General features: G+C 59.5%; 15 protein-coding genes. 3 read left to right on the top strand and 12 right to left on the bottom strand.

Annotated elements, in window-relative coordinates; all coding sequences use genetic code 11:
* Positions 1-657: 657 nt before the first annotated feature.
* The 3 genes from G454_RS0109000 to G454_RS18455 all read left to right on the top strand — a co-directional run bounded on the left by G454_RS0109000 (position 658) and on the right by G454_RS18455 (position 4480).
* Entirely contained in the window at positions 658-2256 is a 1599-nt protein-coding gene (locus tag G454_RS0109000) for an MBL fold metallo-hydrolase (protein WP_035107524.1), read from the top strand.
* Between the two features lie 174 nt (positions 2257-2430).
* Positions 2431-2886, top strand: a complete 456-nt coding sequence (locus G454_RS0109005; protein ID WP_027718366.1) for a MaoC/PaaZ C-terminal domain-containing protein — start codon at positions 2431-2433, stop codon at positions 2884-2886.
* A 1-nt stretch (position 2887) separates the two neighbouring features.
* Positions 2888-4480, top strand: a complete 1593-nt coding sequence (locus G454_RS18455) for a class I adenylate-forming enzyme family protein (protein WP_051276139.1) — start codon at positions 2888-2890, stop codon at positions 4478-4480.
* Between the two features lie 387 nt (positions 4481-4867).
* Here the strand turns inward: G454_RS18455 and G454_RS0109015 are convergent, their stop codons facing one another.
* From G454_RS0109015 to larB, 12 genes are all read right to left on the bottom strand, one after another.
* Positions 4868-6349 (bottom strand): ATP-binding protein, encoded by a 1482-nt coding sequence (locus G454_RS0109015; protein WP_245574361.1) that lies wholly within the window; start codon positions 6347-6349, stop codon positions 4868-4870.
* A 171-nt stretch (positions 6350-6520) separates the two neighbouring features.
* Positions 6521-7786, bottom strand: a complete 1266-nt coding sequence (locus G454_RS0109020; RefSeq protein ID WP_035107525.1) for a benzoate/H(+) symporter BenE family transporter — start codon at positions 7784-7786, stop codon at positions 6521-6523.
* Between the two features lie 205 nt (positions 7787-7991).
* Positions 7992-9428 carry a hypothetical protein gene (locus G454_RS0109025; protein ID WP_027718369.1) on the bottom strand — a complete coding sequence of 479 codons (1437 nt, stop codon included), beginning with the start codon at positions 9426-9428 and terminating at the stop codon, positions 7992-7994.
* Positions 9428-10048, bottom strand: a complete 621-nt coding sequence (locus G454_RS0109030; RefSeq protein WP_027718370.1) for a (2Fe-2S)-binding protein — start codon at positions 10046-10048, stop codon at positions 9428-9430. The genes G454_RS0109025 and G454_RS0109030 overlap by 1 nt, the downstream gene beginning before the upstream one ends.
* Before the next feature lie 22 nt (positions 10049-10070).
* Positions 10071-10994: a molybdopterin-binding protein gene (locus G454_RS0109035; protein WP_027718371.1), complete on the bottom strand. Its 924-nt coding sequence runs from the start codon at positions 10992-10994 to the stop codon at positions 10071-10073.
* Between the two features lie 66 nt (positions 10995-11060).
* Positions 11061-12071, bottom strand: a complete 1011-nt coding sequence (gene dmpG, locus G454_RS0109040) for a 4-hydroxy-2-oxovalerate aldolase (RefSeq protein ID WP_027718372.1) — start codon at positions 12069-12071, stop codon at positions 11061-11063.
* On the bottom strand, positions 12064-12960 hold the full coding sequence (locus G454_RS0109045) for an acetaldehyde dehydrogenase (acetylating) (protein WP_027718373.1): 897 nt from the start codon (positions 12958-12960) through the stop codon (positions 12064-12066). Before G454_RS0109045 ends, dmpG begins: the two co-directional genes overlap by 8 nt.
* 18 nt (positions 12961-12978) lie before the next feature.
* A complete protein-coding gene (locus tag G454_RS0109050) occupies positions 12979-13761 on the bottom strand; it encodes a 2-keto-4-pentenoate hydratase (protein WP_027718374.1) in 783 nt (260 codons plus the stop codon).
* A gap of 63 nt (positions 13762-13824) precedes the next feature.
* The gene (locus G454_RS0109055) at positions 13825-14661 is read right to left on the bottom strand and encodes a beta/alpha barrel domain-containing protein (RefSeq protein ID WP_035107526.1); all 837 of its coding nucleotides are present in this window, start codon (positions 14659-14661) and stop codon (positions 13825-13827) included.
* Between the two features lie 106 nt (positions 14662-14767).
* Positions 14768-15898, bottom strand: coding sequence for a M24 family metallopeptidase (locus G454_RS0109060; RefSeq protein WP_156896718.1), 1131 nt, complete (start codon positions 15896-15898; stop codon positions 14768-14770).
* 38 nt (positions 15899-15936) lie between these two features.
* Complete coding sequence (locus G454_RS0109065; RefSeq protein WP_027718377.1) at positions 15937-16758, bottom strand: IclR family transcriptional regulator; 822 nt, start codon at positions 16756-16758, stop codon at positions 15937-15939.
* Positions 16733-17563 (bottom strand): nickel pincer cofactor biosynthesis protein LarB, encoded by an 831-nt coding sequence (larB, locus tag G454_RS18460; protein WP_084413394.1) that lies wholly within the window; start codon positions 17561-17563, stop codon positions 16733-16735. The genes G454_RS0109065 and larB overlap by 26 nt, the downstream gene beginning before the upstream one ends.
* Between the last annotated feature and the right edge of the window lie 81 nt (positions 17564-17644).

The following is a 17644-nucleotide window of genomic DNA, read 5'->3' on the forward strand; positions in this document are numbered from 1 at the left end:
AGATTCCTTGCCAAATAAGGATAAACTTCCTCACGAATTAAACGCTCAGGTCAGTCTGCCAGTTTTGAGCTTCAGGGGGTTTTGCGACAGTCTCACCAAAGAAGTTCGACATGGTGTCGCCAGATAGAACTATCATTGGCGACGCAAAATATTACACCCTTGTGCGCGGTACCCAGATACCACCAGCCAAATTTTCCATTATCTCTGAGCATGTATGGCTATTAGAAAAGACAGATAGTAAGATCAAGTTCCTTGTTTTTGGCAATGACAGACGTGTACCTGAGGAATGGTTGGCGAGATACGGTCACCTGGTGACGAACGTCCAATTTTTCTTTCTAGACCCGCAGAATGGGGTGTTGAAGCTGAAATAGTCCTGCAATCTTTTCAGAAGCTCTTGCGCTTGGCCAAAAACTCCGAGGCAGTTAAGGTGCGGGTGGATGGCTGCAGGGTTCGGGTTAACAGGGTCATTTTTCGGTCTGGTGTGCTACGGCTTTAAAAGAGTGGAGTGCGATGATCGAAAGGAAAGGCTTTGCTAACATGCTGTCGGTGGAGAATATGGTCAACGACTTACCTCTCTGGAGAAACCAACCTGGTGGAGTGAAACGGTGACCTGTTGATGCGTTGGGGCGAAGGATTTTTGATTCCCTTTCATTAAGGATGAAACGGGTGGTATTTTTGGCGGCTATTCTCACCTTCTATGACGGTATCAGCTGCATTGGCGGCAATAAGGTGCTCTTGGAGGACGGCGGCGCGGCTCTCCTTCTCGACTTCGGCACCAACTTCGGAGCCGAGGGCAGGTACTTCGATGATTTCTTCCAACCGAGGAATACCTTCGGTTTCACAGACCTCCTGGCGCTGGACCTGCTACCACCATTGCAGGGCCTCTACCGGGCCGACCTGGAGTACCCGGAGGTGTGGCAGAGGTGCTCCGCTCACCCGCTGTTCCGGAAGGTGGAAGTGCAAGGGGTTTTGCTTTCCCACGCCCATTATGACCACTGCGGCTACCTGCCCTACCTCCGGGAAGACATCCCGGTGCTTGCGAGCCTTGCCAGCGCCTTCATCTGCAAGGTTTTGCAGGACACCGGAGGGGGCAACAGGCTTCAGGATCTCTGCTACGCCGTGCCCCGGGAGCTCAAGGACGGCCTCATCCAGACGGTGCGGGTCACCAAAAGCAATCCCGCCCCGGCTGTACAGCGCCCTTTCCGGGTTTTCGGGTGCACCGTGGTAACACCTGATGCGGCGTCCTTCTGGGAGCAGTGTGATGCCTCGCGCGAACTCTGCTGCACCCCCCTGATGGCCTGCAGCGGAGAGGCCGAGGTTGCCGGCCTGAGAGTACGCTTCTGGCCGGTGGACCACTCCGTGCCTGGCGCGGGGGCATTCGCCGTTTTGACTTCCGCGGGTTGGGTTGTCTATACAGGCGACTTGCGGCTGCACGGAAAGCATGCTTATTTAACCAGGCAGTTTATCAGCGAAGCAACGAAGCTCGGGCCTGTGGCCCTCATCTGCGAAGGCACTCACCCAGAAGTGGAGAGGCCCGTGACCGAGGAAGAAGTGGCCGCCAACTGCTTCGAGGCGGTGAAAAGAGAAAGCGGCCTGGTGGTGGCCGACTTCGGCCCCCGGAACGTGGAGCGCCTGCTGTCGTTCCTGGAGATAGCGGGCGAAACCGGGCGCCGCCTCGCACTCACCGCAAAGGACGTCTACCTCCTGGAGGCCCTCAGGGCGGCGGGCGTGCCTGGCGTACCCGACCCGTACACCGACGAGAGAGTGGTTCTCTACATCCAGCCCAAGGCCGAACGGAGGAAGTGGGAAAAAGCCCTGCTGGCGAGGTTCAGCGAGTGCGCACCCGAAAGGACGGTTGATGCGGCAGAGGTTAAAGCCGACCCCGGCTCCTACATCCTGTGCTTCTCCTACTACGACTTCCACGCCCTCCTGGACATTGAGCCCAGGGGCGGGACGTACATTTACTCCTCAAGTGAGGCGTTCAACGAGGAAATGCTCATCGACCACCAGCGGGTGCGCAACTGGATAGATTTCTTCGGGTTCAGGCTCTACGGCACCCTGGGCCGCGACAGGGAAAAGTCCGGCTTCCACGCCAGCGGCCACGTCCACGGTCCGGGGATAGAGGAGCTGGTGGAGACGGTGAGGCCGGAAATCCTCATCCCCGTACATACGGAAAACCGGGAGTTTTTCAGGCGGTTTGAAGGAAGGTGCAGGGTGGTGTTTCCCGAAAAAGGGAAACCATTGGTGCTGGGCTAGACATTGGGATTTAAACTTGGGGTTAAAGGAATTGCTTTATCCGGTGTCGAATGCTGCTTTGAAGGGACACATGGGTACCACCTGGTCAAAATGTGATGGGGTAAGGGTAGGTCGATAGCGTGTCCCGAAAATTCGAAAATTACAGATGTTAAGCAAGTTTGGGGGGATGATGCCTTGTACAGCCGCTACTTCGAGGACTTTCAGGTGGGCGAGGAATTCGTGACCAAGGGACGCACCGTGACCGACGCGGATTTGGTCAACTTCGCGGGTCTTTCGGGAAACTTTAATCCCATTCACGTGGACGAACACTTCGCTGCCCGCACGCCGTTTAAGAGGCGTGTGGCCCACGGACTGCTCACCCTGTCGGTGCTGCTCGGCCTGTGGGACCGCCTGGGCCTAGTGGAGGATACGGTAGTAGCCCACGTGGCCATGACCGATGTGCGTTTTGTTAGGCCTGTATTTGTTGGAGACTCTCTGTACGCGCGAATAAGAGTGCTGGAAAAGCAAGACACTGGAAAACCGGACCGTGGAGTGCTAGTGCTGGAGGCAAAAGCCTTCAATCAGAATAACGAAGAAGTGCTCTCCTGCGTTAACTATTTGATGGTTCTCAAAAAGGGAGGCCAGGACTAATATGCTGACGCGTACCGATAAGAAGCTTAATCTGCTTTCGGACTATCTCCGCGAGGCGGCCCATGCCGCGCCCTACCAGGAACTCATCGTAGGCGAGGGCTACCGCGTCACCTATGGCGAAACCTGGGAAAAGGTCACTCACCTCGCCAAGTTCTTCCTTAAGGCCGGCGTGCGACGGGGTGACGCTATCGCTTACCTATTTCCGCCCGGGCCCGAATTTCTCTACACCTATATGGCCGGGGCTAGGATTGGCGCCTTATTGGTGGGCCTCAACCCCCGCTACACCCGGCCGGAGCTGGAGTACATCCTTGACAACTCCAGGCCACGGGTGCTGGCCCTGGCGGGTTCTTTGGGCGGCGTAGACTGGCAGAAACTTGGATCCGAGCTGGCCGGAAGGTGTCCAAGCCTGGAGACCCTGCTGGTGTGCGGTGAGGAGGCTGCGGTTCCAGGCGCGGTAAGCCTGGACGAGGCCCTGAGGAAGGGGGCTGCCGTAGAGGACGCGGTGCTACGTGAAGCTGAGGCCGTCGTGAGCACCGACGACGGCGTGCTGGTGGTCTACACCTCCGGCACAACGGGCCGGCCCAAGGGCGCGGTGCTGACCCACCGCAACATCATCACCAACATTCTGGCCGAGACCCGTGAGTGGGACATCGGGCCGCGGGACCGCCTCATGTTCCACCTGCCGGTCAACCACGTGGGCGGAGCCACCGAACTTTCCTTCGCCGCCATCATGGGCAAGGCCACCCTAGTGGCCCTACCTTCCTTCCACCCGGTAAAGACATTAGAAATGGTGGCCCGGGAGCGCGTCACGCTCCTGGGGCAGGTGCCCACCATGTTCGCCATGGAATTCGCCCTGCCTGACTTCGGGAAGTTCGACCTCTCCAGCGTGCGGCTGGCCGTGGTCTCAGGGGCCCCGCCCACCCGGGAGGTCATCAAGGGCATGTTCCGCATCTGCGCAGACGTCCGCACCGGCTACGGCATGACTGAGGTGGCCGGCTTTGCGACCTACACGGCTCCCGGAGACGACGTGGAAACGGTGTTTTCCACGGTGGGCAAAATAGCGCCCGAGTTCGAGCTAAAAATCGTGGACGCCAACCGGCGGGAGTTACCCCCGGGAGAGGTGGGCGAGGTCGCCCTGCGGGGCGAGTTCGTGATGAAGGAGTACCTGCGCCTCCCCGAAGAGACGGCTAAGGCCGTGGACCCGGAAGGCTGGTTCTACACCGGAGACCTGGGAGTGCTGGACGAGCGGGGCTACCTCAGATTGGTGGGTCGGCTCAAAGAAATGTACATCACCGGCGGCTACAACGTCTACCCTGCGGAAATCGAGGACGCTCTCACCCGGCACCCGGCGGTGCTGATGGCCGCCTGCCTGGGTGTACCGGACCCCGTACTGGGGGAAGTAGGCCGAGCCTATATCGTATGCCGGCCTGGTATGACAGTAGGAGAGGCCGAACTGGTAGCCTTCCTGCGCGAACGTCTGGCCGACTATAAGATCCCACGGCAGTACGTCTTCCGTGAGGCCCTACCCCTCACCCCCCTGGGCAAGATCGACAAGAAAGCCCTGGCCGAGGAGATCCGAGCCGAAAAACGGTAACAAAGCCCTAGGTCACCATTATGATAAAACGAAAAGCCCACCGGTCTCTTTCCCGGCGGGCCTGGCCCTTTCTTCGCTTTCCCGCAGGCTGGCTTGGCTTGGGTTTAGTATGTTCGCAAAAATTGCTAATGAGTTGCTAATATATTTGCAAATGAACCCTTCCGAACCCCTTGATTTTACCGGGTATCCGCCCGGATTGTTTCGGATTTCCATTAGCAACCAGGTCCCGGAACACTTGATTTTTCTAGGTCTGGCAAGCACTCTAGCTTCTTGTAAACTTCCTTAGCGAAAGTTAACAAGGCCCGGAATTCCTTGTAAATCAAGGCTTCCGGGGAGATGAACTCGGTATGCCCCCCCAAAAATAGCGAGGTGCAGTATTTAAAAGCCCTACTGCAGGGAACTCACACCTTGCTTTGATTCTTTTTCTGCATGACCCAAAAGATAAAGAAAAGCAAACGCCGGAATCTTAATCACAGGTGTAGCGGTCTTAAATGGCAGCACACCGTAATCATCTGCATTTTTCGTAATGAGCAAGGCTCCCAAAGTATCTGGCAAATCGGCAAGTTCCACCAAGACGTCATTTTTTTTGAGAGAAGTCTCTTCTTTATATTTAACCTCGAGCAATATTTTTCCTTTCGGCAAGGAAACAACTATATCTACTTCCTTATTCCCTCCTTTACCCCGAAAGTACCCTATAGTTGGGAGCACCGGGTAGTAAAAGGCGGCTACGTGTTTAAAAACCGCCGTCTCCACAATCACTCCCATTTCATTAGGGTCTGATAAAACGCTTTCATCCAAGAGAAGGACGGCATTTCGTAAAGCAGCATCCGCTACATATACTTTCGGCTTTCTCTTTAACACCTTTTTCCCACCTACTTCTACGGGATTGCTAATATAAATCAGGTTGGATTGTTCCAGGAGGCTCAGATAATGAGCTACCGTCTGGCGGGATACCTGCATCTCCTTGGCCAATGATTCCTGCACAATTATTCCCCCACTATGAAGGCAGAGGTAAAGAAAAATTTTCTCGAGGTCGTTAACATTTCTTGTTCCAAAGAGTGCCGTCAAATCTCTTTTTAACACCTTGTCCGCTACGTCTTCGCGCAGGACACGCTGCGCAAAAGCAGTATCATCGGACAAAGCAAGCTCGGGAAACCCCCCAACTAAAAGGTAACGGTGAAAATGTTTTTGCAAACCGGATAAAATGAACATTAATTCACTTAATTCACTTTTGCTAAGGTAATGCAACCTGGTCGGCTTTATCCCCCTGCGAAGAGATGGTCTCTCCGGCACACCAATTAGCTCTATATACTCGTAAAATGAAAGGGTGGGAATTTTTACCGTCACCCACCTACCCACCCCACTTTCTATACCGCGGGCAGCAAGAACAGGTGCGGCAGAGCCGGTAACCATTATCCGATAGCGAAAATTGCCATCATAAAGCACCTTCAACCACTTATCCCAGTCCCTCGCATATTGAATTTCATCAAAGAAAAGATATAACACGTCATCCCCATTACCACATACGTTGTGCATAAAGAGCTCCACCAGTTTTCCCATATCGAAAAATTTCAATAAAGGGTGATCATAGGAAAGGTACAGTATCCTCCTAGCAGGAAACCCCTGACTCAAAAGATCTCCTATCATCTGGTACATTAGGGTTGTTTTTCCGACCCTTCTCGCCCCGGAGAGAAAAACTATGCGGCGCACTTTCGGGTGCATCAATACCCTCTTTATTTCATAAAAGGCTACCCTCCTGACGGGCTTGTTCATTTCCTTTAAAACGGTACCCGTCGTCCACCAGGGGTTAAAATTCATCATTACCTTTAGGGCCTGCTCTTCACTTAGAAAGGGCATCAACCACACCACCAAAAATCAAAATATTGTCCGTCCCATTTTACATTTTTCCTTGCATTTTGTAAAGTATGGTTTACATTTTCTCCGCATAGATAAAAGAGCCGGGGACCGAATTGCCCCGGCTGCTTTTGCGCATTAGTTGCTCCTTTCACCGGCCCGGCACCATGTGCCGGCTCTTTCTCTTTATCTCGCCGCCTCCACAGCCTTTTTCTTGGCCGCGAAGGCAAAGTGATCCCTCTCCGTAATGAGCGACATCAGCACGCCAAACACGATGGCCCAGAAGGGGGCGCCGATGTTGAACAGGGAAACGTTGGCAGCGGCCACAAAGAAGGCCACCAAAGCGCCCTTGCGGAACTTCTGGCTGAAAGCAATCTCAAAAACGCTGCTGAAAACCTCAAACATGGCCAGGCCCGCCACCACCTGCATAAATTCCGCCGGCGCCAGCTTGGCGCTCTCCACCCCTATTTTGGCCAGCAGACCTATGCTCACCCAGAAGACGCCCTCAAAGAAGGCGGCTATCCACCTGTGCTCCTTCGGACCGGCAATATCGCTGGAACAAATGGCCGTGCTCGGGCCCGCCGTTACCCCCGTGTGTCCGCAGAAAAGGGCATTAATGAAGGTTATCACGGAGGGAACCGTATACATGGCATTTACCGGCGGCGTATAACCCCGGGAAAGCAGCACGCCTACCGCCTGGATGTTCTGCACGCCCACGACCATAAAGAAGAGGGGGATGCCGAGCTCGACGATGCTCTTGAGGGAAAATTCCGGCGATACGAACACCGGCCTGGCCACTTCCCAGGCCACGGGAATGGACTTGGTCATGCCGTTAACCTTTAGCAGCACCGCCCCCACGATCATGGCCACCACGACGCCGGGTATTTTCGACGACAATCCTTTAAAGTAGTACCAGAGGGCAAAGACCAGGATCATGATGCCGTAAACCGCCGGCAGCTTCATGGCATTGCCGAAGGCGTTGATGCCAAAGCTCAAAAGAACTCCGCCCACCATCCCCAGCATGATGGGCACGGGGATGTGCTCAATGACGGCCTTGATGGCCCCCGTGGCCGTAAGGAGAAGCACCACCAGCGCCACCGTCATGTAGACGCCTGCTGCCTGGTAAATGGTCCCGCCGCCGGCCAGGTACTTCCCGATGAGCACCGCGCCGGGAATGCTCCAGGCAATGACCACCGGCGTGCGGTAGTAGAGGGCCATGAACATGGTGGCCAGCCCGCCCATAAGGAAAATGATAAAAATCCAGGAGACGGCAACTTCATCCGGCAGCTTGCCCTGCTTGGCGGCGTTCATGACGATCATCCCCGGGCCCATGCTGCTGAACAGGGCCCCGATAAGGCCCGTCGTCACCCCGGGGAAGGAAAGGTTTTTAAAGAGTTCCCTGATGCTCTCCGTTAAGCTGTAGCCCCTTTCCATGAGCGGGTTTCCTTTCATAGCGCGTACCAACTGCCTCCTTCCGGCAATGTAAGTTGTGGAGACGCTTTGCGGCCGGGTTAATAAATCTAGCAAGCGTGCCCGCAGCATCACCTCCCTAAGCCTCGCGAACTCTTATGTCCGCTCCCGCCAAAAGGGGTGGGGAGGGGGAGGGCCCGGCCTTTTAAGCCGGCCGCACCCCCTAAACCTGCTTCCGTTGCCGGGGCTACTGCTTTAAGTGGGACAGGTCCACGCCCCTCTGCCTCAGCCACTTGGGCAGCAGCTCGTTTTCCACGCGCTCGCTGACCGCTGGCGCCTTCTTGAGGAGGAACTCCGCCAGGGGCTCGCTTAAATTAATGCCGCCGATGGCGCCATCGAAGATTAAAACCTTCCTGGTGCCGGTCACCTTGTAGGCAAATTCCATGGCCGCTTCCGTGGTCTCGGCCACCACGGCATGTTTCATGTAATTGAGGTTTTGCGGGTCGCGGTTGAAAAGTTCCGCCTGCTCCCACCCCACCACCACCGTGGGGATGTGCTCGCTGAAGAAGGCGCTGGGGTACCCCGTCCAGGCGTAGTTGTGCACGCACATCTTAATGGCCGGGTTCAGCGGCGGCACGTCGTCCAGCAGGGGCCTGCCCCGCTTGCCGTAAAAGGCCTCGGTATACCAGGTGTAACCCGGCAGGGGGTTGTCCAGGTCGTACAAGTCGGTATTCGCGCCGGCAAAGTTGGCGTAGATGACCCCGGCGGAGAAGACGTAAACCACCGGGCAGGGAAAGTCCAGGGCCACAATGCACTCGTCTATTTCCCCAAAGAGGGTCATCATCTTGCCGTAGTAGCGGCAGCCCAGGTAAGTCACGCGGTCGTTTAAGGCGTACAAATCGTTGTCCGCATCCACACCCATGATGCCGTTGGGAGCCACCATCAGGAAGCAGGCGAAGGCAAACTTGCTCTGCACGAAGGGCGAGTCGAAAATGGCCCGGGCCGTGAAGTTGGCCGCCCGCGGCCCCAGGTTCTGGTGATAGGTCGAGCGGGTCTCGATGCGCGCGTAGGACATGCCGAAGGGCTTAACCGCCCGGTCCACCTGGCGGTGGAAGTGGACCTCCCGCACATCGGAGTTGTGGGCGTGGATGATCCAGTCGGCGTCGTAGACCTTCTTAATCCCGTAAAGGGTGCCGATTTCCGTCTCGATGGGAATTCCCTCGTCAATGGGCGCCACGCCTGCGGCCTTGCCGTGGAAATACTCGTCCAAGCCAAAGCGCTTGATGTACTCCTCCGTTTCCCTGAAGCGCAGCCCTACACCGGCACGGAGGCGGATGTTCTTGCACCCCGTGCGCGCCTCCACCACGTCCTTAATGGTTTTCAGCATCTCCGCATAGGGCTCGCCGCCCAATAGGGTGAAACCGTGGTGGGAGGCGAGGATATTCACCGAGTGCTCCGGCTTGATCCGGCTCATGTCCACCTTCCGCAGGGCCTCCTCCGTAGCCCTGCGGACCGCCGCCACTCCTTCACCGCCCGGGTAGATGACTTCGGGCAGGTCCGGGAAGAGATCCTTGAGCAGGACCGAGGTCATGCCCGGAAGCTCGCAGACCCTTTTCTTCACCAGGGAAGGGTCGATGCCGTACTGGGACTTGCGCGGCGGAATGGGCGGGATTGGAGGACGCATCAGCTATCACTCCCTCCTTGCAGGGGTGCTTCGATCACCCGGTTCAAGAGCTTGATGTCCTCGTCAAAGTAAAACCCGCGCCCCGTGTACTTTTGTTTCACTCCCTCGGGTATTTCCCATACCGTGGGCGTGCGGCCGTACCACTGCCAGCCTCCCTTGGGCGGCGCAGGTGTAACGCCCGCCGCCTCCAGGAGCCTCAGGATGGGCTGGATGCACTCCACCTTGCAACCGGTGCGGGCTCCCGTCATGAAAGAAACTTCCTCCGGCGAGCGTGCCCCCCTCAAAATGGCCGCCGCCACTTCCTCTGCCCGCGTGGCCGTGCAGTAGCACACTATTTGCTCCGGGTGCAGCCTCGCCCGCCGGCAGAGGTCCACCACCTGGGCGTAATCAAGGCCCTCCGTGCTCACGGCCACCACTACGGGCTCATCCCTCTTGGCCATGGTGATGGCATAGTCCGGGCAGCGCTGTTCACACGCCGCACAACCCCGGCAGCGCGCGGCGTCCACTACGGCCTTGCGGTTTACCACCTTTATGGCCAGGACCGGGCAGACCCGCTCGCAGGTCCGGCACCCCTTACATTTCTCCGCCTCCACCACGGCCAGAAGATTTACCACCTTCACCTTCCGTACCCCCCTTCTTTTCTCAACCGTTCCCCACGGATCCCGGGCACCTGTGGTGCGCCGGGGTGCCTACCCGCTCCTGCCAGCGCCGGCGCAGCACGTAAGCTATCCTCTCTGCCAGCCGGGCATCATCCATGCCCTGCGCCAGGCCCTCCAACAGGGCTTGACATCCCAACCTGGCTTCTTCGTGGGGTCCCGGCAGGGCCACCAGCCGCGTTATGCCCACGCGGCCCACGGCAATACGCACGCCTTCCTTATGGTGGCGCCGCCCGTCCGGGTCAAACTTCAGTATCCACGGGGTGTGGGCCCGGGGGTCAAGCCTGAGGATGGCCTCGATGTTGCAGTCCTTATCCTCCGCGCCCACACCGCCGGTGATGACGATGAGGCCGTACCCTTCCTGCAGCGCCCCTTCCAGCCTGTTGACCACCGCCGTCAAATCGTCTTCCAATATTCCCCCAAACTTCGCCCTGTAACCGCAAGATTCCAGTGCGGCGATGATGTAAGGCGAATTGGCGTCCCTGATCTTTCCCGCCAGGACCTCACTCCCGGAGGCAAAAACCAGCGCCCGCCTAAGTACGGCTTCCTTCACCTCTGCGGCCATTTTCTCCGCAGCCGCCAGGACGTCACCGACCAGTCCCGGCTCCAGGGAAATGAGCCCCAGCACCCCCTCGGAGTGAACGGATGCTTCAGGGGACACCAGCACGCTGGGAAGCCCGCGCAATTTTTCTAAAATCTCCCTGCCCTTGCCCGCTACTTGCTCCGCCCTTACGTGCCGCTGGAGTACGTCAAAGGCCACCACCCCCGGTCGCACGTCCACCACCATGACCTTGTCTTCCGGCAGCCCTAGCGCCTCGGCCGCCGCCGCAGCTACGGCCCCGAGATCGGCATCTCTCAGCTCCACGCCTTCCACCCAAAAGGTGGTCTTTTCCAGTAAATCCCATTCCATATCGTCTTCACCTCCCCCGCACCGGCAGGACATCCGGCCAGGGCTTCCGCCGCACCCGGAACACCGCTACCTCGATTTTTTCCTCCCCTGGGCCATCTCATAGGCCACCTCGATAATGTAGTCTTCCTGGCCACCTACCACCTTGCGGCGCCCCAGCTCCATTAAAATGTCCCGCGGGTCCAAGTCGAACTTCTCCGCCGCCCGGTAGGTGTGCAGGAGGAAGCTGGAATAAACCCCGGCGTAGCCGAGCATGATGGAGGCATTGTCAATTACCTGCGGGCGGCGCATCATGGGCTCCAGCACGGTGGCGGCGTCCATGATCTTGTACAGGTCCACGTCCACCTCGCAGCCCACCTTTTTCAGGGCCGCCACCAGGACTTCCGTAGGCGCATTGCCGGCCCCGGCCCCCAGGCCGCGCAGCGTGCCGTCGACTGCCGTGGCCCCGGCCTCCACCGCCGCCAGGGTGTTGCCGATGGCCAGGCCCAGGTTGTTATGGGCGTGGAAACCCACGGGGATGTTCAGACAGGAGCACAGGTAACCGACCTTTTCCTTTACCTCCGGGGGGGTCATGGCCCCGGCGGAGTCCACCACATAGACCACATCCGCGCCGTAGCTCTCCATCAACTTGGCCTGCTCGGCAATCTTTTCCTTATCCACGGTATGGGACATCATGAGGAAGCCCACCACTTCGGCGCCCATTTCCTTGGCCAGGCCCATGTGCTCTTCCGAGATGTCTGCTTCGGTGACGTGGGTGGCAATGCGGAAGACCTTAACCCCCGCCTTTACGGCCATTTCCATGTCCTTGCAGGTGCCGATGCCGGGCAACACCAGAGCGGCAAGCTTGGCCCGCTTGAGCACCGGCGCGACGGCCTTCAGGTACTCCTCGTCCGTGGCCGCGGCAAAACCGTACTGGAAGGATGAGCCGGCCAGCCCGTCGCCGTGAGAAACCTCGATGACGTCCACGCCCGCCTCGTCGAGCGCCGCGGCCACCCTGGCCATCTGCTCCGGGGTAAACTGGTGGGACATGGCGTGCATGCCGTCCCGCAGGGTGGTGTCCATAATCCTGATCTTAGGCATAGCTTCCCACTTCCTTTCGCCCGTAGAGGCCCAGCAGGCGCATGGCCATCAGCTCGCCCACGCGGGCGGCCGCCGCGGTCATGATGTCCAGGTTGCCCGCATAGGTAGGCAGGAAGTCGCCTGCCCCGGTCACCTCAATGATGGTGGTCACCTTGTTCCCCTCCACCAGGGGCTCTACCCGGAGCCGGTACCCGGGAACGTACTCCTGAATGCGCCGCACCATATCGTGTACCGCGGCGTGAATTTTCTCCTCATCCGGTTGTTCGACTAAAGTGTAAATGGTATTGTGCATCATAATGGGCGGCTCGGCAGGGTTTAAGATGATGATGGCCTTTCCCTTTTTCGCCCCGCCGACCACTTCCAGAGCTCTGGCCGTAGTCTCGGTGAACTCGTCAATGTTCTGGCGGGTTCCCGGCCCGGCGCTCTTGCTGGCAATGGAAGACACTATCTCCGCATACTGCACGCCCGCCACACGGTTGATGGCCGCCACAATGGGCACCGTAGCCTGGCCGCCGCAGGTGACCATGTTCACGTTCATGGCCTCCAGGTGCTCGTCCATGTTCACCACCGGCACTACATACGGCCCCACCGCCGCCGGGGTGAGGTCGATGGCAATCTTACCTGCTTCCCGCAGAAGGGGAGCGTGCTTGAGGTGGGGCTTGGCCCCGGTGGCGTCAAAGACGATCTTGATTTCCGGTTCCCGGAGTATCGCCTCTATCCCCTCGTGCGAGGTCTTAATGCCCAGCGACCTGGCCCGGGCCAGGCCCTCGGATTCCGGGTAAATGCCCACCATCATGGCCACTTCCACGTACTTGCTGCGCAGGAGCTTGTACATGAGGTCGGTACCGATGTTGCCGGGACCGAGTATGGCTGCCTTTACTTTTTCCAACGTCCTTTCCCCCTCAAACTAAGCGTCGACAAATTTCGCGCTCACGGCACCCAGGCGGTCAAAAGTGGCGCGGATCACCGCACCGGGGCCGGCGGCCACGGCCTGGGTGAGGGAACCGGAAAGGACCACCATGCCCGGCTCTAAGCTCAGGCCGTAGCGGGCCACGGCGTTTGCCAGCCAGGCCACCGCCGCCGCCGGGTGCCCCAGCACCGCCGCCCCCGCTGCGGTGGCAAAGACCTCCCCGTCTTTCTCCAGCACCATCCCCACCAGGCGCAGGTCCAGCCCTTCCAGGGGCTTCAGCGCTCCTCCCAGAACTACGGCAGCCGCGGAGGCATTGTCGGCAATGGTGTCCTGTATTTTTATCTTCCAGTCCTTAATGCGGCTGTCGATAATCTCCAGGGCGGGCATCACTCCCTCCGTGGCCCTCAACACATCGGCCACGGTAACACCGGGGCCTGAAAGCCGCTCCCGCAGCACAAAAGCAATTTCCGCCTCTACCCTGGGCTGGATCAGCCGCGAGAGGCGCACCGGCTCGCCCTCCAGCAGCACCATAGAGTCCAGGATGTGGCCGTAGTCCGGCTCGTAAACCCCCAGCATCTGCTGCATGGCCTTGCTGGTCAGGCCGATCTTCATGCCCACGATCTTCCGGCCCCGGGCGCGTTTCTGCTCCACGACCTTCAACTGGATCTGGTATGCCGTGGGAATGTCTATTTCCGGCCAGGCCGCCGTCAGGGGCTCGATGGGCACCCTGCTCTCCTCCGCCTTCAGCAAGCGCTCGGCCCACAATTCGACTTGCGACATGGCTTTAGCCCCTCCGGATGTTCGATATTGTAAAACGGCATTCTCATAATGAACCAAAAAACATTATGCCGGCCCGCGAACCTCAAAGCGCAAGTCCACCAGCGGCGCATCCAGGACCGCGCGGCCCACGTCGATGATGTCCACATCCAGCTCTGCAATTACCGGCAGGTCCCCGGCGGTGATCCCCCCGGAAAAGGCCAGGCGCACCTGCTGCCGCCGCCCCAGCTCCCGCAGGCGACTCGCCACCCGCGCCACGTCCTCCACACGGCCCGTATCGACCATTAAAACGGCAGCCCCGTTACTCACCGCTTCCTCCGCCTCGCCGGTAATTTCGCCCCACTCGCCGCGCAGCTGGATGACTTTCTCGCCGGGCAAAGCGGCCACCGCCCGCAGGGCGCCGGAAAGCCCCCCGAACATGCGGATGTAGTTCTTGTCCAGGTAGATGAAGGGGACGTCGAGGATGCGCGTGGCCACACCCCCCACCTCTGCCGCCCGGCGGAGGCCCGGGCGCCAGGGCAGGGGCAGTTTTTTCCACCCCCCGCACACCACCCGCAGGCGCACAGGCAAAGACTCGCGGAACAGGCGCGCGGCCGTAGCCACACCGGAAGCCTTGCCGACCCAGCCCAGCACCCTGTCCTCGGCCACCGCTAGGGCCAGGGCCGGCCCCACAAGGGCAAACAGCGCCTGTCCGGCGCCGACTTTTTCGCCCTCCCGCACCGGGTCCCGTACTTCCAGGCCCAGGGAGGATGCCTCCTGCACCGCTTCGGCCAGGCCGGCCACCACCGCCGCCCGGGTGGCCACCACCTCCGCCCGGAACAACCGGTGCTCCATGCCCCGGAAAATGGCGTGGCGGAGATCGTCGGGGGGGACAATGTAACTATCCGCGGCAGTTAAGCGCATAGCTCACCCCCGTGTGCGATATTATCAAACATGGTGCGATTTTATAAAATTCATTCGGCATCCCTTTTAAAATTCCTCCCCGCCCCGCAAAAAATTTTTCCCCGCCTCACATCACCTGAATCAATTCCCTAGGGTAAGGGGTGAGAAGCTCCGCCCCCGTTTCCGTAACCAGCAAGCAATCCGTAAGCCGCGGTCCTCCAAAGCCAGGCAGGTAAACGGTGGGCAGCAAAAGGTCCACTACCATACCGGCCGAGATTTCATCAGGGCTGTCCTTGCCGATAATGGGGTAAAATTCACTCTGCCTCAGCCCCACACCGTAACCCACGTAGGTAAGGTAATGTTTCTCGTACCCTGCCGCGGCAATAATCTCGCGCGCCGCCCTGTCTACCTCCGCAGCCTTAACGCCGGGCCGCAAAACATTGATGGCCGCCTCCTGCGCCTTTTTGATGAGCTCAAAGCAAGCCACCTGCGCCTCCGGCACCCTACCCACCGCCACGGTACGGCACATCTTGGCGCAGTAGCCGTTCCAGGTGGCGCCAAGGTGCACGACCACTATCTCACCCTCCTTTATAGGACGGTTGGTGGCACATGGGTGGGTGAGCAAGGCCCGCTCCCCGGCCACCACCTGCGGTCGGAAGGGGGAGCCGCCGGAGCCGCGGCGCAGCATCGCGTATTCTGCCTCGGCCACCACCTCCAGCTCGCTCACACCGGGCCTTATGAACCTTACGGCGGCTTCCACCCCGGCCACCACCAGCCGGCAGGCCTGGCGGATGCACGCGATCTCCTCTGCGCTCTTTACCGCCCGCACGCGATAGAGGATGTCGCCCGCGCCGACAAACCTCGCCTCCGGGAACTCCTCCCGCAGGGCCTCAAAAACGCTGAACTCGACGAAATACTTCTCAAAGCCGATTACCGGCCTCCCGTACCCGAGGCGCTTAATGACGCGGGCCACCCGCCTGCCGAGGTTTTCCCCGGGGAACACATAGCCCTCTACCGCCAGGCCGGTTAATTCCCTTAAGTACGGGGCATCCAGCCACAAGGCCACCAAACACGGCTCCTCCCGCGCCGGAATGAGCAGCGCCGCACACTCAATTTGCGTGGTTCCCGTAAAGTAAATTAAATTTTCCCTTCCCACCACCAGCAAAAGGTCGATCTCCCTCGCCACCAGGTGGTCCTGCACGGCCCGGAGACGACGCCACCGCTCCTCCGGCCCGATCCCCAAATTGCCATCCTGCACTTGCCCCGGAAAGGACAACTTCCTCACCCCTCAAAAAATTAATCAACCTGCTGGCCACCAAACCATACCTCGGCTCCCATTTGCCTGGAGATGTCGCGGGCCACTTTCTTGAGCGAGCGGGCAATGAGGGACATCTTTTCCTCCGTCATCCGCCAGACCGGCCCGGAAACGCTAATGGCCCCCACGGGCTGCCCGCCGTAGCCGATGATGGGCACCGCCACACAGCGCAGGCCCTCTTCGATTTCCTCCCTGTCGTAGGCCACCCCCTCCTCGCGTATGCGGGCCAGCTCCGCAACCAGCCCCTCCCAGGTGGTGATGGTATTGGCGGTGAACCTGGGCAATCCCCGCTTCTCGACAATGGCCCTGACCTTTTCCTCCGGCAGGTAGGCCAGGATGGCCTTCCCCACGCCCGTACAGTGCGCCGGCAGGCGCCTCCCAATGCGGGAGACCATGCGGATTGACTGCGGGCTGTCGATCTTATCCACGTAAACCACCTGGCCGTCGTCCATAACCACCAGGTGCACCGTCTCCCCGTGCTCGTTTACCAGCTGCTCCAGGTAGGGGGCGGCCACCTCGCGCAGGTCGCAGTGCTCGAGAAACGCCCCGCTTAAGGCCAGGACCCTATAGCCAAGCCGGTAGCGGCCCGTCTTCACCTCCTGGTGCACGTAGCTGTGTTTGGCCAGGGTCTGCAGCAGGCCAAAGGCGGTGCTCTTGTGCAGCCCCAGCTCCCGGCTCAGCTCGGAAAGGGAAGCGGGCCCGCGGCAGAGATGCTCGAGAATTTTAATGGCCCTTTCCACCGATTGGATGGTATTGGCTTCCTGCTTTCTTGCTTCCCTAGGCCTCGTTTTTGCCGTCGGCATAAACAGGTTGCCCCCCTACCTTGCTTGTTTGCTCCCCCCAGCAACCTCCCGCACCCGCAATCATGCGCGTGATGGCGCTGGCCAGGGCGGCGGCCCCAAAGCCGTTGTCGATGTTCACCACACCGATGCCGGAAGCGCAGCTGTTCAGCATGGTGAGGAGCGCAGAGAGCCCCTTGAAATTGGCCCCGTAACCGACGCTGGTGGGCACGGCAATAACGGGCTGTTCCGCCAGGCCCGCCACCACGCTGGCCAGGGCCCCCTCCATCCCCGCCACGACGATGATTACGTGCGCCCACCTGATGAGGTCCAGCTTGTCCAGCAGGCGGTGGAGCCCCGCCACCCCCACGTCGTAACACCTGCGCACGCAGTTGCCCATTACTTCCGCGGTAACCGCCGCTTCCTCGGCCACCGGGATGTCGGCGGTCCCCGCGCTCATCACCAGCACGTTGCCCCTCTGGGGCGGCCGCTCCCCCCGGTAGACGACAATGGTGCGCCCCAGCTCGGAGTACACGGCATCGGGGAAGATACGCCGCACCGCCTCATAGACCCCGGGGCTGGCCCGGGTAGCCAGGATGGTGCGGTTGCCGGCACAGAGCCTTTTCATGATCTCCACCACCTGGGAGGTGGTCTTGCCTTCACAGAACACCACTTCGGGAAAGCCCTTGCGCAGGGCCCGGTGGTGGTCTATCTTAGCAAACCCGAGGTCTTCATAAGGCAGGGTCCTCAGCCTGTCCAAAGCGTCCTCGACGGCGAGGCGCCCGTCTTTCACGTCCCGGAGCAGTTGCCGCAGCTCGTTTTCCGTCATCTCGCCCTCTCCCCTGCACTTCGCCAAACGGCGGGGTTCCCTTTTACGATATTATAAAACCCTTTTTGCGTTTATCAAACT

Origin of the sequence: Desulfovirgula thermocuniculi DSM 16036 (genome assembly GCF_000429345.1) — a bacterium.
GTDB classification, from domain to species: domain Bacteria; phylum Bacillota; class Desulfotomaculia; order Desulfotomaculales; family Desulfovirgulaceae; genus Desulfovirgula; species Desulfovirgula thermocuniculi.